A 22386-nucleotide genomic window follows, 5' to 3' on the forward strand; every position below is an offset into this window, starting at 1 on the left:
CCACATTCGGCCGCCGGACCCCGATCCGGTCACCGGACAGGACCTTGTGGAAAACTCCCGCCTCCCCGCTTAGGGTTGTGGACGTGGCCCGCCCCGACAAGACACGCCCGCGTCGCAGCCCGGCGGCAATCGGCGCCCTCACGCTGACGCTCGTCGTCACCCTCGTCGTGGGCGCCCTGGCGGTGGACGCGGCCGTCACCGCTGCGACGAGCCCGGAACGGCGCACGACCGTGGTGGAGGCCAGCCCCGGCGTCCGCGACGCCGCGACGTACGACCCGCGCTTCGCCGTCGTCTTCCTCAACGGCCTGGGCCTGGACATCAGTGGCCGCCAGGCCCTGGCCCTGGCCCCGTCGGTCGGCCGGTACGGCCGGGTGCTGGCCCTCGAGTACGCCAGTGTGTTCGACCCCGACGAAGCCGCGGACGCCCTCCACGACATCCTCGCGCCCCCGGGTGACGGCCAAACCCCGGTGTACCTGGGCCTCGTGGCGTCCTCGATGGGCGACGTGCGCGGGCTGGAGGTCGTCGCGTCCCTGGAGCAGCGTCACCCCGACGTCCGTGTGGTCGGCTTCGTCGTCAACACCGGCCCCGGCCCTGGCAAGCGCACCCGCGTGCGCGGCGGCCGGACGGTGCAGGCACTGCTGGACCAGTCGTGCTGGCTGGTCGCCCCCGGACGCGTCACCCTCGGCCTGCTCGAGGTGCTGAACCAGAATTCCCAGGGGCACGTGAACAGCACGCGTGACGTGGCGCAGGCCTACCGCTCGGGCACCTCCTACCGGGGCCGGGTCATCGTCAACCAGCTCTGCAGCCTGACGCGCGCCTCGGCGCTGGAGGAGCCGCCCCGCATGCCCTACTCCGTCTACCTCACCACCGGCGACCCGGCCGACGACGTGATGGTCGACACCGAGGGCGCCTACGCGGACTGGCGGGAGGTGTTGCCCGGCATGGAGCTCATCCGGGTTCCCGGGGCCACCCACGACAACCTGTCCTACCGACCCGACCTGTTCAACCCGCTGTTCGCCGACGTGATTCTTCCGCGCCTACGCGCCGAGCAGGTGGCGCGCACGCCGCGAAGCCACCAACCCGGCCTCGGGGCGAACCGGCCCGTGTGAGCCGCCCCGGGCACGCCCCGCCGTGGAATACTGACCGGAGAACCAGACGAGCCACGCCCTCGGCCGTCACCCGCAGTTGACCCACGCGGGCCCGGCCTCGCCCGGCGTGGCGCCAGCGATGCGGCGAGGAGAACCCGAATGACCCTCGATCCGTCCCCCCTGCCGAGGGCGGCGGCCCCACGTCTGGCGCCTCGCTTCCATCACGCCATCGCCACGGCAGTCCACGCGCCGGCCGAGTACTGGCCGGCCGCGCTGACGGCGGCCGCGCTCGCCCACGCGACCGGACGCCCACCGGTCCGCCTGCACCTGCCGGGGGACGCGGCCCACCTGCCCGGAGCCCTGGCCGGCGCCAGCCCGGTGCTGGTGCTCGTGGACGACCCCGCGGCGGCACCCGTGGCGGCGGAGGAGGTCCGCCGCGTGGCCACCTCGGATCCTCCGGCCTCGGTGTGGGCGGTGGTCTGCGCCGGCGACGCCACACCCACCGAGGCGCAGCTCGCCGCGTTCGACCTGGTGCTCGACCATCGCGACCTCACCCTGACGACCGCCGAGGTCCTCTCCGCCCTGCCCTGTACCCCCACCACGGACGAGGCCCACGCGCTGCTCGCCGCCACCGGGGGCGTCCCCGCCCTCGTGGGTCCGTGGACTCGGGCCGGCCCGAAGCCGACCGACCCCGAGCCCCGCGACGCCACCCTCAGCCACACCGCCCCCCAAGACCCTGCCTTCCGCGACCGGGCCACCGCCACCATGACCCGTCTCGCCCGGGCGTGGGCCGACCGCAGCGCCGCGGCCGTCGCGGCCGATCCGCTGCTCGGGCTGCACGTGTGGTGCGGCCGGCTGCACGAAGAGAGCGTCGCTCTGCTCGCGTCCCGGTTGGCAGCGGCACCGGTGCCGCTCGCCGCGGTCCGTCGGACCCGCTCCTGTTCGCTGGTGACGCGCGTCGACGGGCACGACCCTGCGCTGCCCGGTGCTCTCGCCGCCGCGTTGCAGGCCGGTCCCCGCCGCGCCGCGCCCGGCCGGAAGGCCGTCGTCGCCGCCGCCCTGGCCGCTCCCGTCCCGGCGTTGGAGGCGGTCCGGCTGTTCACCCGGCTGGGTGCCTGGGCCGCGCTGGACCACGTCCTCGGCACCGCGGCCCACCTCCTCGTGCACCTCACCCCTGCCCAACGTCGGCGGTGTGCCTCGGCCTGGCCCTCGCCCGTGCCGGAGCGCCTGACGCACCTCGCGGCCGGCCGGCGGTTCGTGGATCCGCAGGAACCCCGGCCGTCCGCACCGGGCGTGCTCAATGGCTGGCTCGACCTCGGCCGCCTCCACCTGGCGGAAGCACCCCAGCGTGGTGGGCCGAGCCAGGCGGTGCGCGAGCAGATCACGCGGGTCATCGCGCCCGGACGGCCCTGGACGCAGGCGGATGCGTCCGCCGATCTCGCCACCGTGCACACCTTCCTCACCGACCTGTGCCACCAGGTGGAGAGTGCCGGCGTCCGGGCCCGCGCCGACGAGGCGGCATCCCTCATCTCGTTGTCGTTGGCGGCCAGCGAGGCCGCGGTGCGCATCGGCGACCTGCAGGTGGCGCTGTCGCTGGTCCGGCTCGCGACCCGGCTCATGCACGCCCTCGGCACCCGCGCCGCCTGGTTCCCGTTGCTGCGCCCCAGCGTCCTCGCGCACGCGGCGTTCACCAGCGCCGTCGTCGGCTCCCCCGCCGTGGCGACCGTCCGCCTGGAGAGCTACGCCCACCACACCCACGCCGATCCTCCCGACGAGACCACCGCCGAGCTCGCGGATCTCGCGGCCCGGCTCGTCGCCCTCGACCGCGGGTCCATCCCGGCCGACGCGCCGCTGGAGTTCGTCGACACCGAGCGGGACTTCGCGCCCGAGGACGCCCTCGCCCGCGCGCGCGGCGTCCTGCTGCGGCACGGGCCGGCGGCGGCCGCCGAGTGGCTGCACGCCATGCTCGGCCGTGCGGCGTGGACCGAGAGCCCAGCCTGGGCGTGGTGGGGGCTGCGCGCCGCATTGGTGTTGCTGCACGCCCGGGCCGGTCAGCCCGGGCGGGCCCAGCAGGTGCTGGAACGCGCACCGCTGCCGCCGGCCCTCGGCATGGCCGTCCGCGCCCACCTCGCGCTGGCGGGCGGCCACCCCGCCGCCGCCGAGAAGATGGCGCACGAGGTGCTCGCGCTGGCCGACCTGGCCCCCCACTGGCGGCTGCTGGCCCTCGGCGCCCGGCTCGAGGCGCTGCTGGCGGACGGCCGCCGGGCGGAGAGCGAGGTGGCGCTGGCCGCCGAACCGTGGGACGAGCAGGTCGGCACCGTCGCCCTCTTCCCCGACCGGGTCCGCGCCCTGGTCACCGCCCGGCTCGCCTCCCCCGCGGTGCGCGCGCTGCCAGGCCTGGCTGCGGACGCCGCCCCCCCGGTCCTCCCGGACGTGAAGCTCACCCGACGCCAGCTCGACGTCCTGCGCGCGCTGGCCACCGACGCCACCATGGCCCAGGTGGCCCAGGAGCTCTTCCTCGGCACCGAGACCGTCCGTTCGACCGCGAAGGAGCTCTACCGCCGCCTCGGCGTCCACGACCGGCACAGCGCCGTCGAGGTGGGCCGCGCCCTCGGCCTGCTCTGAGCCGGCGCCCCATCCGGGCAGGGGTCAGGGCCCGAGGATGCGCTCCAGGTGAGGGTTGGTCAGCACCCGGGCAGGATCGCAGCGCTCACGCACGGCAAGGAAGTCCTCGAAGTGCGGGTGCAGCTCCGCGAGCCGCGCCGCGTCCACCGTGTGCAGCTTGCCCCAGTGCGGACGCCCGTCGTACGCCGCCATGATCGTCTCGAACGCCGCGAACACGTCGGCGAAGCCGCCGCGCACGTGTTGGTGGCACGCCACATACGCCGTGTCGCGCCCCTGCGCGCCGGACAGCCACACGTCGTCGGCGGCCAGGAACCGGACCTCCAGGGGAAAGGTCACGGCGGCGCGCGTCCGGTCGAACCAGGCGCGCAGGTCGCGCAGCGCCGGGACGACCGCAGCCCGCGGCAGGGCGTACTCGCTCTCGGCGAAGCGCACCGACCGCTCGGAGCAGAACACCTGCGCCGAGGCGTCGGTGTAGGTGCGCCGGCCCAGGGTTGCGGCGCTGAGCCGGTTGAGCGCCGGCACCCACCCGGGACGAGCCGCCCCCACCCGGTTGACCAGCTCGTAGGCACGGTTGCCCAGCAGGTGGTCACTCAGGTGGCTCTGCCACCGCGGCAGGGGACGGCCCCCGCCGTCGTCCACGCGGTGGTTCCGGCGCGTCGAGGCGATGCGCGTGTGCGGGAACCAGAAGAACTCCGCGTGGTCGGCCGAGGCGACGAAGGCGTCGACGTCGGCGAGCACGGCGTCCAGCGGTTCGGGCCCCTCCTCGGCCCGCAACCGGAACGCCGGCACCGTCGCGAGCTCCACCTCGGTGACCACACCCAGCGCCCCCAGGCTGATCCGCGCCGCCTCGAACAGCCCATCCCCCGGGGCGGTGGCGTGGATCTGCCCGTCGGGCGTCACCACCGTGAGCCCCGTCACCGCGGACGCCAGCCCGTGCAGCCGCCCCCCGGTGCCGTGCGTGCCGGTGGCCAGGGCGCCGGCCAGGCGCTGCCGGTCGATGTCGCCGAGGTTCGGCAGCGCCAGCCCCTGCGCCGCGAGCGCCGCGTTCAGGTCACCCAGGACGATCCCGGCACCCACCCGGACCCGTCCCCCGCCGTCGGCGATCACCCGGACGCCGCACAGGCGCCGCAGGTCCACCGCGAGATCCACCGGGCGCGCCACCGCGCTGAACGAGTGACCCGCACCGATCGGTCGCACCCGGCGTCCGTGTTCGGACGCCTCGCGCAGGAACGCCGAGACCTCCGCGGTGGCGGCCGGCTCGGCCACCTCGATGCCGCAGACCGACGACGTGTCGGCCCAATTGCTCCACCTCATCCGAAGTTCCTCCCCTCGCCCCGGTACGTGGGCACCACGTCGACGACGCGGCCCGCGTCCGCGAGGTGCACCGCGTCGAAGCGCTCGAGCACCTCCCCGGCCTTGGCCGGTCGAAACCAGACGGGGTCGCCCACGCGCAAGCGGCGCGCCCGGCGGCCCCGCACGGGGGTCTGCACCTCCCCGGCCCCCTCCAACCCCAGCAGCCGCAGCCCGGACGCCGGACGCGGCAGCCGGTCGGGGCCCGCGGCGCCCGAGGCCGCGTAGCCGCCGGCGAACACCGTCACCAACCCCCGCCCCGGACGCCGCACCACGGGGGTCGCGAACCACAGGGCCGCCCGGGGTGCGAACCCGTCGTAGCCGTCGAACAGGGCCGGGCCGTACAACCCCGAACCGGCCGCCACCTCCGTGATCACCGGGTCGGCACCGAACCGGTCGAGACTTCCCGTGCCGCCGACGTTGACGAACTCCAACGGGGCGACCTCGCGCAGCGCCGCCACGATCCCCGTGCGGCGCCGCGCCAGCTGGGCCAGCGAGCGGCGCTTCACCCAGCGGACCGCAGCCGAGGCGTCCGCCACCCCCGCCACCTGCGCGTCGTAGAACAGAGCGCCGACCACAACGAACCCGCGCGCCACCGCGTGGCGCGCGACCGCGGCGGCGTGGGACGGCGTCCACACCGGCGAACGGCGGGCACCGATCCGCAGCGGCCCCAGCCGCAGGCCGGCATCCACGTCCACCGCGACGCGCACCCCCGCGCCCGACCCGAGCGCGCCGGCCCACAGCTCCAGCTGCTCGGTCGCGTCCACGGCCAACGTGATCGCGCGGCGCAGGGCTGCGTCGGCGGCCACCGTGCGCAGGGCGGCGAGGTCGGCGCTGGGGTAGGCGACGAAGACGTCGTCGCTCGTGCCGGTGCGCACCAGCCAGATCGCCTCGGCCAGCGAGTACGCCATCACCCCGGCGAAACCGGGGCGGGCCAGCGTCCGCTCCAGCAGGGCCCGGCAGCGCAGCGATTTCGACGCCACGCGGATGGGCCTCCCGCCGGCCCGGCGCACCAAGTCGTCGGCGTTGGCGTCGAACGCCGCGAGATCGACGACGGCCGCGGGCGCGCCCGGGACGAGCAGCGGCAGGTCGGGCGGCGTCGCCCCGGCACGGACCATGGCCGTCAGAGGTTGTCGGGAACCTGGAGCTCGGAGTGCGCGATCTCCTCGATCGACACGTCGCGGAAGGTCAGCACCTTCGCCGACTTCACGAAGCGGGCAGGCCGGTACATGTCCCACACCCAGGCGTCGCCCATCGAGACCTCGTAGTACACGTCGCCACCCTCGGTGCGCACCTTCAGGTCGACGGCGTTGCACAGGTAGAAGCGGCGCTCGGTCTCCACCGCGTAGGTGAAGATGCCCACCACGTCCTTGTACTCGCGGTAGAGCTGCAGCTCCAGCTCGGATTCGTACTGCTCGAGATCCTCGGTGCTCATGGTCGCTCCAGCCTAGTGGCTCGGCGCACGTTGTCCCACTTCATGCGATGGATCGCGCACGGGCCCTGCGCGTCGAGCTCGGACTGGTGCAACGGGGTGCAGTACCCCTTGTGCACGTCGAACGCGTAGGTGGGGTGATCGCCGGCGTAGGCGGTCATGATGGCGTCGCGCGTCACCTTGGCCACCACGGACGCCGCGGCGACGCTGGCGGCCACGGCGTCGCCCTTCCACATCGCCAACGACGGGGTGCCGAGCCCGTCCACCCCGAACCCGTCGGTCAGGACGAAGTCGGGCCGCACCTCGAGCAGCGCGACCGCTCGGCGCAGCGCCTCCAGGTTCGCGACGTGCATGCCGAGGTGGTCGCACTCGGCGGGCTCCACCCGCACCACCGACCAGGCCAGCGCCGCGCTCGTGATGGCCGCATACAGCCGCTCCCGGGCGCGGGCCGTCAGCTTCTTGGAGTCGTTGAGGCCCTCGAGGGGCCGGGGCGGCAGGACGACCGCCGCCGCCACCAGCGGGCCGGCACAGGCACCGCGCCCGGCCTCGTCGGCCCCGGCCACGCGGGCGAACCCGGCCCGGCCGAGGGCCCGTTCGTACCCGTAGAGGCCGGCATCGCGGCGCACGACGAAGGCCACGGCGTCAGCAGGGGGGCAGTTCCCCGGTGACCGTCGGCTCCAGCGGCGCCGGCTGGGGGGCGTCGCCGATGGCCGCGAAGGTGGCGGGCGTCGCGAAGCCGCGCCAGCGGTCGAACGGGAAAATGGTGGCCGTCGCCCGCCCGACGACGGATTCGGTCAGGGGGAACGCCCCGAGCCCGGCGATGCCGCCCACCGCCTCGTCGAGGTGGCAGCGCGAGTCGGCCGAGTTGGTGCGGTGGTCACCGAGGACGAACACGCGTCCGACGGGAACGACCACGTCGAACGGGTAGGTCGAGGCGCCGTCCTGCACCCCGGAGGGATCCGTGTACAGGTAGGACGTCTCGTCCAGCGCCGCGCCGTTCACCGTGATGCGGCCGCCCGTGTCGCAGCAGACGACGTGGTCGCCCGCCAGGCCGATGACCCGCTTCACGAGGTGGTTCGTGGCCTCGTCGGGCACGAGCCCCACGAACGTCAACGCCTCCTGCCACCACGGGCGGGTGTACCGGTCGGGGTTGCCCAGCCATTCGAGGTCGTCGCGGAACACGACGACGTCACCGCGCTCGAAGCCGCCCAGCTTGAGCACGGCGACGCGGTCGCCGACGTCGAGGGTGGTCTCCATCGACCGGCTCGGGATGAGGAACACCTGGAGCAGGAACAGACGCAGGACCGTGGAGGCGATGAGCGCCCCGACCACCACGATGAGCACCTCTTTGAGGAAGCTCCACGCCCCGGCAGCTGCCCGCTGGGGTTGGGGTGCGCGGTCCTGCTCGTCCGACTCCACGGCCCTGTTCCTGTGCGCGCGCACTCAGTTGTCGCGCTTCTCCTTGATCTTGGCCGCCTTGCCGCGCAGCCCGCGCAGGTAGTACAGCTTCGCGCGGCGGACGTCGCCGCGGCGCTCGACCTCGATCTTCTCGATGATCGGGGAGTGCAGCGGGAAGGTGCGCTCCACGCCGGTGCCGAAGGACACCTTGCGGACGGTGAAGGCCTCGCCCACGCCGCGCCCGTTGCGAGCGATGACCACGCCGGCGAACACCTGGATGCGGGAGCGGGTGCCCTCGACGACGCGGACGTGCACGCGCACGGAGTCGCCGGGACGGAAGTCGGGGATGTCGCTGCGCAGCTGCTCGGCTGCGAGCTCGGAGATGATCTGGTTCATGGGAGGTCCTCGCCGGTGCCGCAGGTCACCTGGTAGTCGACAGTGTTCGTGGGCGCTGCACCTGTCCCCCCGCGGCAGGGGCGCAGCACAACCTGACCAAGTTTGCCACACCCGTCCGAGCCGGCGAAATCGACCCTCGGACGCGACCCGGCCGGCCCCGCAGCACGTGCGGGGCCGGCCGGGTCAGAGCCAGAGCAACAGGCGTACCTGCTACTTGCCGTCCTTGCGGAACAGCGCCTTGATGAGGTCGCGGTTCAGCTGGCTGATCGTGTCGAGCGGGATCTGCTTGGGGCAGACCGCCGCGCACTCGCCGATGTTGGTGCACCCTCCGAAGCCGAGCTCGTCCTGCGTCGCGACCATCGCCTTGACGCGGGAGTAGCGCTCCGGCTGCCCCTGGGGCAGCATCGCCAGGTGCGTGATCTTCGCCGAGGTGAACAGCATCGACGACCCGTTCGGGCACGCCGCGACGCAGGCGCCGCAGCCGATGCACGTGGCGGCGTCGAAGGCACGGTCGGCCTCGATCTTCGGAGCCGGCACGGAGTGGGCCTCCGGCGCCGCGCCCGCGTTGACCGAGATGAAGCCCCCGGCCTGGATGATCCGGTCGAACGCCGTCCGGTCGACCACCAGGTCCTTGATCACCGGGAACGCCCCCGCCCGCCACGGCTCCACGTCGATCGTCGCCCCGTCGGCGAACGACCGCATGTGCAACTGGCAGGTCGTGGTCGGCACCGGCGAGGACGCGCGGCCGTGCGCGGAGCCGTTGATCACGACGCCGCACATGCCGCAGATGCCCTCGCGGCAGTCGTGGTCGAACGCGATGGGCTCCTCGCCCTTGAGCGTCAGGTCCTCGTTCAGCAGGTCGAGCATCTCGAGGAAGCTCATGTCCTCCGACACGCCCTCGACGCGGTAGGAGACCATCTTCCCCTCCGCGCTGGCGCTGGCCTGCCGCCAGACTCGCAGGTTGATGATCACTTGTAGCTCCTCTGCTTCAGCTCGACGTTGTCGTACACGAGCGCTTCCTTGTGCAGCACCGGCTTGTTGCCCACGCCGGTGAACTCCCACGCCGCGACGTACAGGAACTCGTCGTCGTGGCGCAGCGCCTCCCCGTCCTCGGTCTGGGACTCGGCGCGGAAGTGTCCGCCGCAGGACTCCCGGCGGTGGAGGGCGTCCACGCACATCAGCTCGCCCATCTCCAGGAAGTCGGCCACGCGGCCGGCGCGCTCGAGGGTCTGGTTGAAGTCCTCGTTCAGCCCCGTCACCTTCACGTCGCGCCAGAACTCCTCGCGGAGCTCCCGGATGCGCGCGATCGCGAACGTCAGGCCCTCCTCGCTCCGCTCCATGCCGCAGTACTCCCACATGATGGTGCCGAGCTCCTTGTGGAAGCTGTCCACCGTGCGGCTGCCGTTGATCGCGAGCAGGCGCTCCACGCGCGAGGTCGTCTCCCGCAGCGCCTCGACCACCGCCGGGTGGTCGGCCCCCACCTTCTCGAACGGCCCCTTCGACAGGTAGTCGTTGATGGTGTTCGGCAGCACGAAGTAGCCGTCGGCGAGGCCCTGCATGAGCGCGGACGCGCCCAGGCGGTTGGCGCCGTGGTCGGAGAAGTTCGCCTCACCGGTGACGTACAGGCCGGTGATGTTGCTCATCAGGTCGTAGTCGACCCACAGCCCGCCCATCGTGTAGTGCACGGCCGGGTAGATGCGCATCGGCGTCTCGTACGGGTTCTCGCCCGTGATCTGGGCGTACATGTCGAACAGGTTGCCGTACTTGTTCTCCACCGTCTGGCGGCCCATGCGCTCGATCGCGGACGCGAAGTCGAGGTAGACACCGCGGCGGACGCGGCGGGTCTCGCCGGTCTCGTGGTCGACCTCCTCCACGGCCGGGCCGACACCGCGGCCCTCGTCACACCGGTTCTTGGCCTGCCGCGACGCGATGTCGCGGGGCACCAGGTTGCCGAAGGCCGGGTAGATCCGCTCCAGGTAGTAGTCGCGGTCCTCCTCGGCGATCTCGCGCGGATCCTTGTCGCAGTCCTCGGCGTTCTTCGGCACCCAGATCCGGCCGTCGTTGCGCAACGACTCGCTCATGAGCGTCAGCTTCGACTGCGTGTCGCCGTGCACGGGGATGCAGGTGGGGTGGATCTGCGTGTAGCAGGGGTTGCCGAAGTAGGCGCCCTTGCGGTGGGCCCGCCAGCAGGCGGTCACGTTGCAGCCCATCGCATTGGTCGAGAGGAAGAACACGTTGCCGTAGCCGCCGGTGGCGAGCACGACGGCGTCCGCCGTGTGCGCCTCGATGGCGCCGGTGACCATGTTGCGGGTCACGATGCCGCGGGCGCGGCCGTCGACGAGGATCAGCTCGAGCATCTCGTGGCGGGCGAACATCTGCACCGTGCCCGCCGCGACCTGGCGCTCCAGGCTCTGGTAGGCACCGATCAGCAACTGCTGGCCCGTCTGGCCGCGCGCATAGAAGGTGCGCTGCACCTGCACGCCGCCGAAGCTGCGGTTGTCGAGCAGGCCGCCGTACTCGCGGGCGAACGGGACGCCTTGGGCGACGCACTGGTCGATGATGTTCGCGCTGACCTCGGCCAGCCGGTACACGTTGTTCTCCCGGGCGCGGTAGTCGCCGCCCTTCACCGTGTCGTAGAACAGCCGGTACGTCGAGTCGTTGTCGTTGCGGTAGTTCTTCGCCGCATTGATGCCGCCCTGCGCTGCGATGGAGTGGGCGCGGCGCGGGCTGTCCTGGTAGCAGAAGTTCAGCACGTTGTAGCCGGCCTCGCCCAGCGTCGCCGCCGCGGCGCCGCCCGCCAAGCCGGTGCCGACCACGATCACGCTCAGCTTGCGGCGGTTGGCCGGGTTGACCAGGGCCGCGCCGAACTTGCGCTGGCTCCACTTGCGGTCGATCGGGCCGTCAGGGGCCTTGGTGTCACCGATGTCGGCGCCGACCTCGAAGTAGGCCCCCGCACCCGGGTTCTGCGTCGTCTCGTTCACTGCCGTCGCCATCACTGCACCCATCCGAAGAGAACCGCCACCGGCATGATCATGAAGCCCACGAACAACACCACCGCGATCACCCACGCGAGCCCGTTGAGGAAGGCGCGGGCCGAGGGGGAGGTGTTGGCGCCGAGCGTCGTCAACGCGCTCCACACGCCGTGGCGCACATGCAGGCACACGACGAACACCCAGACGGCGTAGGCGAGCACCAGCCACCACTGGGAGAAGGTCGCGATCACCATGTGGTACGGCTCGGAGCCGGACGCGAAGCCCGTCGTCACGAGTTGGGCGGTGAACTGCAGCAGGTGGAAGATCAGGCCGATCAGCAGGATGACGCCGCCCCACTGCATGGTGCGGGCCGCATACGTCTGCTGGTGGTTGTGCCCGTGGGCGTACTTGCTGGAGCGCGAGCTCACGTTGCGCGCGCTCAGCACCGCGGCCGCGTACACGTGACCCGCGATGGCCGCGAGCATGACGAAGCGGAAGATCCAGATGAACCACCCCTCCGGCACCAGCGGGTAGAGGATCTCCCCCTTCAGCCAGTGTGCGTAGTGGTCGAAGGCATCCGCGCCGAGGAACACCTTCAGGTTGCCGTACATGTGCGCCAGCAGGAAGACGACCATGATCAGACCCGTCAGTGCCATGAGCACCTTCAGGGCGACGGTCGATCTGACAGCCCGCTGGTGGGGAGTCAAAGTTGTCGTAGCCACGGGTCAACCCTAGACAAACACTCCTGCCTTGTCGTGTCTTCCCACGCGATTTCGCGAGATCGCCCCGACGTGGGTCGATTCGGGCCCCCACTGCGGCATTTACGCCAGTTCGGCGTCCCCTATTTCGGCCGCGGGCGGGGTGTCGGGGAGCAGATCCGGACGTCGTGCCCGCGTGCGTTCCAGCGACTGCTCGGCCCGCCAGGCGGCCACCTGACCGTGGTGGCCGGACAGGAGCACCGGCGGCACGTCGAGCCCCCGCCAGCTCAGCGGCTTGGTGTACACCGGGTACTCCAGCCAGCCGGCCCCGGCGACACTGTGGGACTCCTCCACCAGGCTCGCCGGGTTGCCCACGACGCCGGGCAGCAGCCGCACGACGGCCTCCAGGATCGCGAGGACAGCGACCTCTCCCCCGTTGAGCACGTAGTCGCCCAGCGACACCTCGCGCACGGGCATCCGGGTGCGCGCGTGCTCGACCACGCGGGCGTCGATGCCCTCGTAGCGGCCGCAGGCGAACAGCAGGTGGGGCAGCGCGGCGAACTCGTGGGCGGTGGCCTGCCGGAACGGTTCGCCGCTCGGGGTCGGGACGACGAGCGTCGGCGGGGCGTCGGCCCGCCCCAGCACGGCGTCGAACGCCTCGCCCCAGGGCTCGGGCTTCATCACCATGCCGGCGCCCCCGCCGTAGGGGGTGTCGTCCACCGTGCGGTGGCGGTCGTGCGTCCAGGCCCGCAGGTCGTGGACGCGCCAGTCCACCAGGCCCGCCGCCCGCGCCTTGCCGATGAGCGACAGGTCCAGCGGCGCGAAGTAGTCGGGGAAGATCGTGACGATGTCGGCCTGCACGCTCACTCCTGTTCGGTGAGCAGGCCGCCGACGTCCGCCACCTGGACGAACCCGGCCGCGAGGTCGACGACGGGCACCAGCGCGCCCACGAACGGCACGAGCCGCTGCCCGGTGGGGGTGTCGACCACCAGGGTGTCGTGGGCCGGCAGGTGCAGCACTTCCCGGACGCGACCCGCCTCGGCCCCGGTGTGGTCGCGCACCACGAGGCCGACCAGCTGCCGGTCGTAGAACTCGTCGGCGTCCATGGGCGCCTCGTCGGCCGGCACGTCGACCCACAGTTCCGCCCCGCGCAGCGCCTCGGCCGCCGTCCGGTCCCCCACCCCCTCGAACGCCAGCAGCAGCGTGCCGGAGTGCCAGCGGGCCTCCCGCACGGTGCGCTCGGACGCGCGCCCCTGCGGTGGGGTGACCCGCAGCCGCGCACCGGGTACGAAGCGGCGCTCGGGCTCGTCGGTGCGGACGTGGACGCTGACCTCACCGCGCAATCCGTGGGCGCGCCCCACGGTGCCGACCAGCACGTCGATCTCGCTCGCCATCTCGGCCTCCTGCCGTGGAAAAGACGGATCCCCGGGCCGCGCGGCCCGGGGATCCGTGGTGGTTCAGTTGCGGCGCGACCGCCGGTCGACGTCGATGAAGTCGACCCGCACCTGCTCGCGGCCGGCCAGGGCCGTGATGACGGTGCGCAGCGCGCTCGCCGTGCGGCCCTGGCGTCCGATCACCTTGCCGATGTCCTCGGGGTTCACCCGCACCTCGAGGGTGCGCACGCGACGCCGTTCGAGGTCGGACACGGTGACGTCGTCCGGATTGGTCACGAGGCCCCGGACGAGGTGCTCCAGCGCGTCGGGCAGCACGATCAGGCCTCGTCGGTCGACTCGGCGGCGTCGGCCTCGGCGGTCTCACCCTCCGCAGCAGACTCCTCGGCCGGCGCGTCGGCGCCCTTGGCCCGGCGACCCGTGATCGCACCGGCGGCGGGCTCGTCGTCGGCCTCGGCGAGCGCGGCGTTGAAGGCGGCCAGCTTGTCGGACTTCTCCGGCTGCGGCGTGATGCCGGACGGGGCGTCCTCGCCGGAGAACTTCTGCCAATCGCCGGAGAGCTTGAGGATCTCGCGGACGGTGTCGGACGGCTGCGCACCGACGCCCAGCCAGTACAGGGCCCGCTCGGAGTTGACCTCGATGATCGACGGGTCGTTCTTCGGCTGGTAGATGCCGATCTCCTCGATCGCCCGGCCGTCACGCTTGGTGCGACCGTCCATGACGACGATGCGGTACATCGGGGTGCGGATCTTGCCCATCCGCTTGAGACGAATCTTGGTGGCCACGGGTGTGGTTTCTCCTGTTGGAACATGCCCCCGCACGTGCGGGGACGGATCGGGTGAGCCGCCCATCCGGTGTGGGACGCCGGCGCGGGTGGACTCGGAGTGGACGTGTTCACGGCGTGAGAGGGCACCGCGAACACAGCGCACCGTTCATTGTGCCAGACCGGCCCGCCTTCGGGCCAACCCGGCCGCCACCCGCCCCACCACCACGCCCCCACCGCCCCGCCCCATCACCCACTCGGGTCGACGCCCGCCGGGGCCCCCGGCGGCTAGGCTCGCCACCATGCGGTACGAGATCGACGGGCAGCGACCGGTGACGGCCCCGGACGCCTTCATCGCCCCCACCGCCACCCTGGTGGGGAACGCCACGGTGGGCGCCGGGGCCAGTGTGTGGTTCGGGGCGGTGATCCGCGCGGACGGCGACGCCGTGAGCCTGGGCGAGCGCAGCAACCTGCAGGACAACGCGGTCGTCCATGCCGACCCCGGCTTCCCCGCCCGCATCGGCGACGACGTCTCGATCGGCCACGCCGCGGTCATCCACGGCTGCACGATCGGCGACCGGGTGCTCATCGGGATGGGCGCCACCGTGATGAACGGCGCCGTCATCGGCTCGGACACCCTGGTCGCGGCTGGCGCCCTGATCTCGGAGGGCACCACGATCCCGCCCCGCTCCCTCGTGGTGGGCGTCCCGGGCAAGGTCCGCCGGTCCCTGGAGCCCGACGAGGTCGCCCGGGTCGCCCGCAACGCGGCCGTCTACGTCGACCGCGCCCGCCAGTATGCGGCGGGGGGCCGGCTCCTCGAGGACTGACCCCCGACTCAGCCCTTGTTCTGCTGGTTGAACATCTTGGCCAGCTCGGGCGGCAGCTGGAAGTCGGCCATCTGCTGGGCCGTCGTGTCGGGGCCCTGGGGCGCGCCGAACGCGGAGCCCGCCGGGGTGGCCGCTGGCTGCTGCTCGACGCCGGAACGCTTCGCGGGGTTCCCGGAGACGCCCTTCTTGTTCTTCTTCTTCGGCTGGGCCGCCTGCTTGCCCCCACGGCGCGCCCCCGGCAGACCAGCCATGCCGGGCATCCCCGGCATCCCGGGGATGCCACCGCCGCGACCCATCTGTTGCATCATCTTGCGGGTCTCCTTGAAGCGGTTGACCAGCCCGTTCACGTCGGAGACCTGCATGCCGGAGCCCTGGGCGATCCGGGCCCGGCGCGAGCCGTTGAGGATGTCGGGGTTCGCGCGCTCGGCCGGGGTCATCGAATAGATGATGGCCTCGATGTGATCGATCTCGCGCTCGTCGATGTTCTCGATGACATCTTTCATCTGGCCCATCCCGGGCATCATGCCGAGGATCTTGCTCATCGGGCCCATCTTGCGGACGGCCTGCATCTGCTGCAGGAAGTCGTCCAGGCCGAAGTCGCCGCCGGCCATGAGCTTGTCGGCCGCCTGGCGGCTCTGCTCGACGTCGAACGTGCGCTCGGCCTGCTCGATGAGCGTGAGGAGGTCGCCCAGGTCGAGGATGCGGCTCGCCATCCGGTCGGGGTGGAACAGGTCGAAGTCCGTGAGAGCCTCGCCGTTGGAGGCGAACATGATGGGCTTGCCGGTGACCTTGGCGATCGACAGGGCCGCGCCGCCCCGCGCGTCACCGTCCAGCTTGGACAGCACCACGCCGTCGAAGCCGACACCCTCGGCGAAGGCGTTGGCGGTGTTGACGGCGTCCTGACCGATCATGGCGTCGACCACGAAGAGGATCTCGTCGGGGTGGACGGCGTCGCGGATGTCCGCGGCCTGGGCCATCAGCTCGGCGTCGACGCCGAGGCGTCCGGCGGTGTCGACGATGACCGTGTCGTACAGCTTGCGCCGCGCCTCGTCCATGGCCGCCCGCGCGACGGCCACCGGATCGCCGACGCCGTTGCCGGGCTCGGGGGCGAACACCGGGACGCCGGCGCGCTGCCCCACGATCTGGAGCTGGTTCACCGCGTTGGGGCGCTGCAGGTCGGCCGCCACCAGCATGGGGGTGTGGCCGCGCTGCCGCAGCCAGAGGCTGAGCTTGCCGGCCAGCGTCGTCTTGCCCGAGCCCTGCAGGCCGGCGAGCATGATGACGGTCGGCGGCGTCTTGGCGAAGCGCAGCTGACGCGCCTGCCCACCCAGCACCTCGACGAGCTGGGCGTTGACGATCTTGATGATCTGCTGGGCCGGGTTCAGCGCCTGGCTGAGTTCGGCCCCCCGCGCCTGGTCCCGCACCGCGGCGGTGAACTCCTTGACGACGGCGAGGTTGACGTCGGCCTCCAGCAGCGCGAGACGGATCTCGCGCACGGTGGCGTCGATGTCGGCGTCGCTGAGGCGTCCCTTGCCGCGCAGGTTGCGGAAGGTCGCCTGGAGCCGGTCTTGCAGGGTGTCGAACATGCGTGCCTTCGGGTCAGGGCGCGGAAACGGACCCGGCCAGCCTACCGGTAGTCCGCGCCCCGCCCGTCGGCGGCCGCTCCGGTCGGGGGCGGGGCCGGTGCGTCGCCCAGGGTGAGCTGCACCAGCACCAGGTCGAGCCAGCGGCCGAACTTCACCCCGGCCTGCGGCAGGCGCCCCACGACAACGAACCCGAAGGCCTCGTGCAGGCGCAGCGACACCTCGTTGTCGCTGCTCAGCCCACCGACGAGCACGTGGACGCCGGCGCCCCGGGCCCGGTCGATGATCGACCCGAGCAGCATCGCGCCGATTCCGAGCCGACGCGCGGCGGCGTCCACGTACACCGAGTGCTCCATGGTGAGGGCGTACCCGGACTTCGCCCGGAACGGGCCGTAGGAGCCGTAGCCGAGGATCTGGCCGTCCCGGTCGGCCACCAGCACGGCGTGACCCGCGCGTTGCCGGGCCGCGAACCACTCCTGCCGCTGCGCGAGCGGCTCGGGCTCCGCGTCCCAACTCGCCGTGCTGACCGCCACCTCGTGGTTGTAGATGCGGTTGATCTCGGCCACGTCGTCGGCCGTGGCGTCGCGAATCAGCACCTCGGCCACGTCACTGCCCCAGCAATCCGTCGACGAAACCCTCCGCGGTGAACGGTGCGAGGTCGTCCACGCCCTCGCCGAGCCCGATGAACTTCACCGGCACCCCCAGCTCGCGCTGCACCTGCACCACGATGCCGCCCTTGGCCGAACCGTCGAGCTTGGAGAGCACGATGCCCGTGACGTCGGTCACGTCGTTGAACACGCGCGCCTGCACGAGCCCGTTCTGGCCCGTCGTGGCGTCGAGCAGCAGCAGGCACTCGGTCACCGGGGCACGGCGGCTGATCACGCGGCGGATCTTGCCCAGCTCGTCCATGAGGTTGGCCTTGTTGTGCAGGCGGCCGGCCGTGTCGATGAGCACCACGTCCACGCCGCGTTCGACGCCGGCGTTAACGGCCTCGAACGCCACGGACGCGGGGTCGGCGCCCTCGGCGCCGCGGATCGTGTCGACGCCGACGCGGTCGCCCCAGGTCTGCAGTTGGTCGGCGGCCGCCGCCCGGAAGGTGTCGGCCGCGCCCAGCAGCACGGTCTTGCCCTCGGCGACGAGCACGCGGGCGAGCTTGCCGACGGTGGTGGTCTTGCCGGTGCCGTTGACGCCCACGACCAGCACGACGGCGGGCAGCCCGTCGGCTCCGGTGTCGTTGAGCGTGCGGTCCAGGCTCGGGTCGACAAGCTTCACCAGCTCGGAGTGCAGCACGCGGCCCGCCCTGGCGGGGTCGTCGACCCCGTCGATCGCCAGCTCGCGGCGCAGGTTGTCGACCAGCTCGGTGGTGGGCCCCACGCCGAGGTCGGAGCCGATGAGGGTGGCCTCGAAGTCGTCCCAGACGTCGGCGTCCAGGCGGCTGGAACTCAGCAGGTCCCCGAGAGCGCGCGCCAGGGCGTTGTTCGAGGACGCCAGCCGCCGCCGCAGCCGCGCCATCCGTGTGCTCGCCGCCTCCGGGGCGTCGACCGTCGGCCCCACCGGAGCCTCCGGTTCGGCGACCAGCTCGCCGTCGTACACCGGGGGCTCGGCCGGCCGCACGGCCGCGTCCGTGATCGCCCGTTCGCGCTCGGCGCGTTCGAGCTCGCGCAAACCACGGGACCGCAGCGTGAGGCCGACACCGATGCCCACCAGGGCGACGGCCAGGACGCCGAGGATGACCCAGAAGGTCGGGTCGGCCCAGATCTGGTCGAAGAAGGGATTCACGTGCTCATGCTAATCGGCGCGCTGCCCGGGCCCGATCGCCGGGGCGCCGGCGAGGCCGAACGGGTCGTCGTCGCCCGGCGCGTCCTCGAGCCACGCCCGCACCTCGTGCTGGGGGACGGTCGCGGCCTCCGGCTCGTCGGGCTCCACCGGGCTGACTGTCGGTGCCGAGCCGGCGGACGACGCCGATCGCGTCGAGGCCGCGGTGCGCACGTCACCCGCCTCGTCGAACAGCACGCGCAGCCCGCGCGGCGGCTCACCCTCGCCGTTCAGGTGCCGGGCGGTGCGCGCCATCGCGTCGGCGAGCTCCGGGTGCTTCGCGCGCCCCGTGCCCTCCATCCCCATCACCACCACGGCGATCACGACGGCGGCGATGCCGAGGATGACGAGCATCGTGAAGATCACGGCAGGCATGGGAACGACTCCACCTCGGGTTGGGGACCCCACCAGTATGCCCCACGTCCGCGTCCGCACCCCACAGCCCGGACGGCGCGGTCAGGTCTGGCGCAGGCGTTGACTGATCACGGTGGACACGCCGTCCTCGCGCATGGTGACGCCGTACAGGGCGTCCGCGATCTCCATCGTGCGCTTCTGGTGGGTGATCACGAGCATCTGGCTGTTCTCGCGCAACTCCTCATAGATCCCCAGCAACCGGCCGAGATTCACGTCGTCCAGCGCCGCCTCCACCTCGTCGAGGATGTAGAAGGGCGAGGGGCGCGCCTTGAACAGCGCGACGAGGAACGCGACCGCCACCAGCGAGCGCTCCCCGCCCGAGAGCAGCGAGAGCCGCTTGACCTTCTTGCCGGCCGGGCGCGCCTCCACGTCGACACCCGTGGTGAGCCACGAGCCCGGCTCGGTCAGCACCAGGCGACCCTCGCCGCCCGGGAACAACCGGGAGAAGCTGTGCTCGAAGGCGGCCTCGACGTCGGCGTACGCCTCGGCGAACACCTGCTCGACGCGGGCGTCCACCTCCTCGATGATGCCGAGCAGGTCGGCCCGCGTGCGGCGGAGGTCGTCGAGCTGCTCGGCGAGGAAGGCGTGGCGCTCGCTCATCGCCTCGAACTCCTCCAGCGCCAGCGGGTTGACCCGGCCCAGCACGTCGAGGTTGCGTTGGGCGACGCGCAGCCGCTTCTCCTGCTCCTCGCGGACGAAGGGGCGGGGCTCGGGGTGCTCTTCGTCCTCGCCGATCGCGCGCCCGTCGGGGTGGGTGAGCACGGGGATCGGCTGGTCCGGCCCGTACTCGTCGGCCAGCACCGCGGCCTCCAGGCCCAGCTCGGCCAGCGCCTTCTCCGCGAGCGATTCCACGCGCATCCGCTGCTCGGCGCGCGCCAGCTCGTCACGGTGGGCGGTGTCGATGAGCTGCTCGAACTCCCGCCCGAGGTCGCGGCTGCGCTGCCGGGCGTCCACCACCCGGCGGTCGGCCTCGATGCGGCGTTCGTCAGCCGCGCGGCGCTCACGTCCGGCCGCCTCGGCCGACGCGGCGATCACACCCTGGAGGTGCTCCACGGCCGCGGACGCCGCGCGCGCCACCTCGGCCTCGGCGCGCAGCTGGTCGCGGCGCACCCGGGCCCGCTCCCGGGCCTGGCGCTCGGCGTGCGCCGCCCGCGTCAGCGCGTCGGCGCGGCCCGCGAGCGCCCGGGCGCGTTCCTCCTCGGTGCGCAGCCCGAGCCGGGCGTCCATCTCGACCTGGCGGGCCCGGGCCGTCTCGCGCGCGAGCTCGTCCCGCTCGGTCGGATCCGCGTGGTCGACCTCGGTGGTCTCCTGGGCCCGTTCCAGCCGGTCGGTGAGCTCGGCGAGGGCGTCGGCGTGGGAGGCCTGCGTGGTCTCGGCCCGCAGGACCGCCGCGTCCTGCCGCTCGGCCTCGGCCAGGGCGGCCCGGGCGGTCTGGTTGAGGCGTCCCAGTTCCTCCGCGAGCGCCGAGTACTGCGCGTCGGACTCGTGGAGGCGCGCCAACGCCGCCTCGCTCGCCGCCGTCGCCTCGTCCAGCGCCGTCGCGGCCCGGGAGCGTGCGAACGTCAGCCGCTCGACATCGGCCTGCACCTGTTCCAGGCGGGCGGACGCCTCATCCACCGCCGCCTGCACCTCGATGAGACTCGGCTGGCTCGCCGAGCCGCCCGCGGCGTACCAGGCGCTGAGCAGGTCGCCCTCGCGCGTCACGGCGCCCACGTCGGGCAGGCCGCCCACCAAGGCCCGCGCGGCGGCCAGGTCGTCCACCACCGCGACCTTGCGCAGCAGCCGGGTCAGGGCTGGCCGCAGCGCCGGCTCGGCGTCCACGACGTCGACGGCATAACGAGCCCCGCCCGGCAGGCCCGGCCACGCGGACCGCGCGGCGTCCGCCTCCGCACCGGCGGGCGCGGCGGCGTCCGTGCCCGCACCGAGCAGCAGGCCGGCGCGGCCGAGGTCCTCGGCCTTGAGATGGGCGAAGGCAGCCACCGCGGCGTCCGGATCGGCGACGGCGACCGCTTCGGCGGCGTTGCCCAGCGCGGCCGCCACCGCGCTCTCATACCCGGGCTCGACGCTCACGAGCGCCGCGACCGAACCCAGGACGCCGGCCAGCGTGCCCTGGGCCGCGAGCAGGGCGCCGGAACCGTCCTTGCGGTCCAGGCCCACCCGCAGGCCCTCGAGCCGGGCCGTCAGCGCGCCCCGCTCGGCGCCGGCCTGTTGCTCCTCAGTGCGCAGCCGCTCGACCGCGTCCGCGGCCTCCGTCCGCGCGGCCTCGGCGCGTGCGTAGGCCTCGTCGAGGCCCGCCTCGCCCTCGGTGACCCCGCCCAGTTCGGTCTCGAGCTGGGTGAAGCGGCGGCGCGCCTGCTCGGCGCGTCCGCGGGCCTCCTCGGCGGCGGCGCGCAGGCGCCCGGCCTCGGCCTGGGCGGATTCGGCGCGCGACGTCAGCGACTTCACCTCCCCCGCCAGCCGCGCGAGCCCTTCGCGACGGTCCGCGATGGCGCGCAGCTGGGCGGCGTACTGCTTCTCCGCGGCCGCGTGAGCCGCCTCCAGCCGTTCGCGCTCCTGCGTCGCGGCCCGGAGCGCGTCGGCCCGCTCGGCGACGACACCCGCAAGATCGGCCTCGGCCTCGCGAATCTGGGCGGCCTCGGCCTCGATGGCTCCGGGGTCACGGCCCCGCCGGTCCTCCACCGTGACGTTCGACGCGTTGCGGACGCGTTCGGCGGCGATCGCGGCCATGGACGCCGCCCGCTCCCGCAGGCCCGCCAAGGCGTACCAGGTCTCCTGCGCGCGGTTCAGCGACGGCACGGCCGCGCGGACGGCGTCCTCGGCCTCCGCCTCGGCGGCCCGGGCCGCCTCCAGCGCGGCCTCGACGTTGGTGCGGCGGGTGCGGATCTCGGCCTCGGCCGCCAGGTCGGACTCCAGGGCGAGGCTCGCCATGACGTAGTCGTCGGCCAGCAGGCGCGCCCTGGCGTCGCGCAGCTCCGCGGCGATGACGACGGCCTTGCGGGCCACCTCGGCCTGCCGGCCCAGCGGCTTGAGCTGGCGGCGGATCTCGGCGATGAGGTCGGAGAGCCGGTCGAGGTTGGCCTGCGTGGCGTCCAGCTTGCGGAGCGCCTTCTCCTTGCGCTTGCGGTGCTTCAGGACGCCGGCCGCCTCCTCGATGAAGCCGCGCCGCACCTCGGGGGTGGCCTGCAGGATCGTGTCGAGCTGCCCCTGGCCGACGATGACGTGCATCTCGCGGCCGATCCCGGAGTCGCTGAGGAGTTCCTGCACGTCGAGCAACCGGGCCGACGCGCCGTTGATGGCGTACTCCGAGCCGCCGGAGCGGAACATCGTGCGGCTGATCGTCACCTCGGTGTACTCGATCGGCAGGGCGCCGTCGCTGTTGTCGATGGTGAGGCTGACCTCCGCGCGGCCGAGCGGTGCGCGTCCGGACGTGCCGGCGAAGATGACGTCCTCCATCTTGCCGCCGCGCAGCGTCTTGACCCCCTGCTCCCCCATCACCCAGCTGAGGGCGTCCACGACGTTGGACTTCCCGGAGCCGTTGGGGCCCACGACGCACGTGATGCCGGGCTCGAACTGCAGCGTCGTCGCCGAGGCGAACGACTTGAATCCGCGCAGCGTCAGGGCCTTCAGGTACACA

At 73.0% G+C, this 22386-nt stretch carries 21 protein-coding genes; 3 read left to right on the top strand and 18 right to left on the bottom strand.

Going from position 1 to position 22386, the window contains the following annotated elements:
• The first annotated feature begins 83 nt into the window (after positions 1 to 83).
• Both IFY26_RS14540 and IFY26_RS14545 read left to right on the top strand, forming a co-directional pair.
• Positions 84 to 1109 carry a hypothetical protein gene (locus IFY26_RS14540; protein WP_232549721.1) on the top strand — a complete coding sequence of 342 codons (1026 nt, stop codon included), beginning with the start codon at positions 84 to 86 and terminating at the stop codon, positions 1107 to 1109.
• Between the two features lie 138 nt (positions 1110 to 1247).
• Positions 1248 to 3713, top strand: a complete 2466-nt coding sequence (locus IFY26_RS14545; RefSeq protein WP_232549722.1) for a LuxR C-terminal-related transcriptional regulator — start codon at positions 1248 to 1250, stop codon at positions 3711 to 3713.
• Between the two features lie 24 nt (positions 3714 to 3737).
• Here IFY26_RS14545 and IFY26_RS14550 read toward each other — a convergent pair whose 3' ends face one another.
• The 13 genes from IFY26_RS14550 to rpsP form a co-directional block, all read right to left on the bottom strand.
• Positions 3738 to 5027: a D-arabinono-1,4-lactone oxidase gene (locus IFY26_RS14550; RefSeq protein ID WP_232549723.1), complete on the bottom strand. Its 1290-nt coding sequence runs from the start codon at positions 5025 to 5027 to the stop codon at positions 3738 to 3740.
• A complete protein-coding gene (locus IFY26_RS14555) occupies positions 5024 to 6181 on the bottom strand; it encodes a type III PLP-dependent enzyme domain-containing protein (protein WP_232549724.1) in 1158 nt (385 codons plus the stop codon). Before IFY26_RS14555 ends, IFY26_RS14550 begins: the two co-directional genes overlap by 4 nt.
• 5 nt (positions 6182 to 6186) lie before the next feature.
• Entirely contained in the window at positions 6187 to 6498 is a 312-nt protein-coding gene (locus IFY26_RS14560; RefSeq protein ID WP_182815893.1) for a DUF2469 domain-containing protein, read from the bottom strand.
• The gene (locus tag IFY26_RS14565; protein WP_232549725.1) at positions 6495 to 7133 is read right to left on the bottom strand and encodes a ribonuclease HII; all 639 of its coding nucleotides are present in this window, start codon (positions 7131 to 7133) and stop codon (positions 6495 to 6497) included. Before IFY26_RS14565 ends, IFY26_RS14560 begins: the two co-directional genes overlap by 4 nt.
• Positions 7134 to 7137: 4 nt before the next feature.
• On the bottom strand, positions 7138 to 7914 hold the full coding sequence (lepB, locus tag IFY26_RS14570) for a signal peptidase I (protein ID WP_232549726.1): 777 nt from the start codon (positions 7912 to 7914) through the stop codon (positions 7138 to 7140).
• A 24-nt stretch (positions 7915 to 7938) separates the two neighbouring features.
• The gene (gene rplS / locus IFY26_RS14575) at positions 7939 to 8289 is read right to left on the bottom strand and encodes a 50S ribosomal protein L19 (RefSeq protein ID WP_232549727.1); all 351 of its coding nucleotides are present in this window, start codon (positions 8287 to 8289) and stop codon (positions 7939 to 7941) included.
• Between the two features lie 210 nt (positions 8290 to 8499).
• Positions 8500 to 9261 carry a succinate dehydrogenase/fumarate reductase iron-sulfur subunit gene (locus IFY26_RS14580; protein ID WP_232549728.1) on the bottom strand — a complete coding sequence of 254 codons (762 nt, stop codon included), beginning with the start codon at positions 9259 to 9261 and terminating at the stop codon, positions 8500 to 8502.
• Positions 9258 to 11282, bottom strand: a complete 2025-nt coding sequence (locus IFY26_RS14585) for a fumarate reductase/succinate dehydrogenase flavoprotein subunit (RefSeq protein ID WP_232549729.1) — start codon at positions 11280 to 11282, stop codon at positions 9258 to 9260. The genes IFY26_RS14580 and IFY26_RS14585 overlap by 4 nt, the downstream gene beginning before the upstream one ends.
• Complete coding sequence (locus tag IFY26_RS14590; protein WP_232549730.1) at positions 11282 to 11983, bottom strand: succinate dehydrogenase cytochrome b subunit; 702 nt, start codon at positions 11981 to 11983, stop codon at positions 11282 to 11284. The genes IFY26_RS14585 and IFY26_RS14590 overlap by 1 nt, the downstream gene beginning before the upstream one ends.
• 99 nt (positions 11984 to 12082) lie before the next feature.
• Positions 12083 to 12820, bottom strand: coding sequence for a tRNA (guanosine(37)-N1)-methyltransferase TrmD (trmD, locus tag IFY26_RS14595; RefSeq protein ID WP_232549731.1), 738 nt, complete (start codon positions 12818 to 12820; stop codon positions 12083 to 12085).
• Positions 12821 to 12822: 2 nt separating this feature from the next.
• Positions 12823 to 13353 carry a ribosome maturation factor RimM gene (rimM, locus tag IFY26_RS14600; RefSeq protein WP_232549732.1) on the bottom strand — a complete coding sequence of 177 codons (531 nt, stop codon included), beginning with the start codon at positions 13351 to 13353 and terminating at the stop codon, positions 12823 to 12825.
• 63 nt (positions 13354 to 13416) lie between these two features.
• On the bottom strand, positions 13417 to 13668 hold the full coding sequence (locus tag IFY26_RS14605; protein WP_232549733.1) for an RNA-binding protein: 252 nt from the start codon (positions 13666 to 13668) through the stop codon (positions 13417 to 13419).
• A gap of 2 nt (positions 13669 to 13670) precedes the next feature.
• Positions 13671 to 14135: a 30S ribosomal protein S16 gene (gene rpsP / locus IFY26_RS14610; protein ID WP_232549734.1), complete on the bottom strand. Its 465-nt coding sequence runs from the start codon at positions 14133 to 14135 to the stop codon at positions 13671 to 13673.
• Between the two features lie 280 nt (positions 14136 to 14415).
• Here rpsP and IFY26_RS14615 point away from each other — a divergent pair, with 280 nt between their 5' ends.
• Positions 14416 to 14940 (top strand): gamma carbonic anhydrase family protein, encoded by a 525-nt coding sequence (locus IFY26_RS14615; protein ID WP_232549735.1) that lies wholly within the window; start codon positions 14416 to 14418, stop codon positions 14938 to 14940.
• 8 nt (positions 14941 to 14948) lie between these two features.
• Here the strand turns inward: IFY26_RS14615 and ffh are convergent, their stop codons facing one another.
• The 5 genes from ffh to smc all read right to left on the bottom strand — a co-directional run bounded on the left by ffh (position 14949) and on the right by smc (position 22385).
• Positions 14949 to 16526, bottom strand: coding sequence for a signal recognition particle protein (gene ffh, locus IFY26_RS14620; RefSeq protein WP_232549736.1), 1578 nt, complete (start codon positions 16524 to 16526; stop codon positions 14949 to 14951).
• Positions 16527 to 16567: 41 nt separating this feature from the next.
• Positions 16568 to 17119, bottom strand: a complete 552-nt coding sequence (locus tag IFY26_RS14625) for a GNAT family N-acetyltransferase (RefSeq protein ID WP_232549737.1) — start codon at positions 17117 to 17119, stop codon at positions 16568 to 16570.
• A 10-nt stretch (positions 17120 to 17129) separates the two neighbouring features.
• Positions 17130 to 18281: a signal recognition particle-docking protein FtsY gene (ftsY, locus tag IFY26_RS14630; protein WP_416046582.1), complete on the bottom strand. Its 1152-nt coding sequence runs from the start codon at positions 18279 to 18281 to the stop codon at positions 17130 to 17132.
• 30 nt (positions 18282 to 18311) lie between these two features.
• On the bottom strand, positions 18312 to 18713 hold the full coding sequence (locus tag IFY26_RS14635) for a hypothetical protein (RefSeq protein WP_232549738.1): 402 nt from the start codon (positions 18711 to 18713) through the stop codon (positions 18312 to 18314).
• Between the two features lie 81 nt (positions 18714 to 18794).
• On the bottom strand, positions 18795 to 22385 hold the full coding sequence (gene smc, locus IFY26_RS14640) for a chromosome segregation protein SMC (RefSeq protein WP_232549739.1): 3591 nt from the start codon (positions 22383 to 22385) through the stop codon (positions 18795 to 18797).
• Between the last annotated feature and the right edge of the window lies 1 nt (position 22386).

It is taken from the genome of Propioniciclava soli (assembly GCF_014858005.1).
In the GTDB taxonomy this organism is placed as follows: domain Bacteria; phylum Actinomycetota; class Actinomycetes; order Propionibacteriales; family Propionibacteriaceae; genus Propioniciclava; species Propioniciclava soli.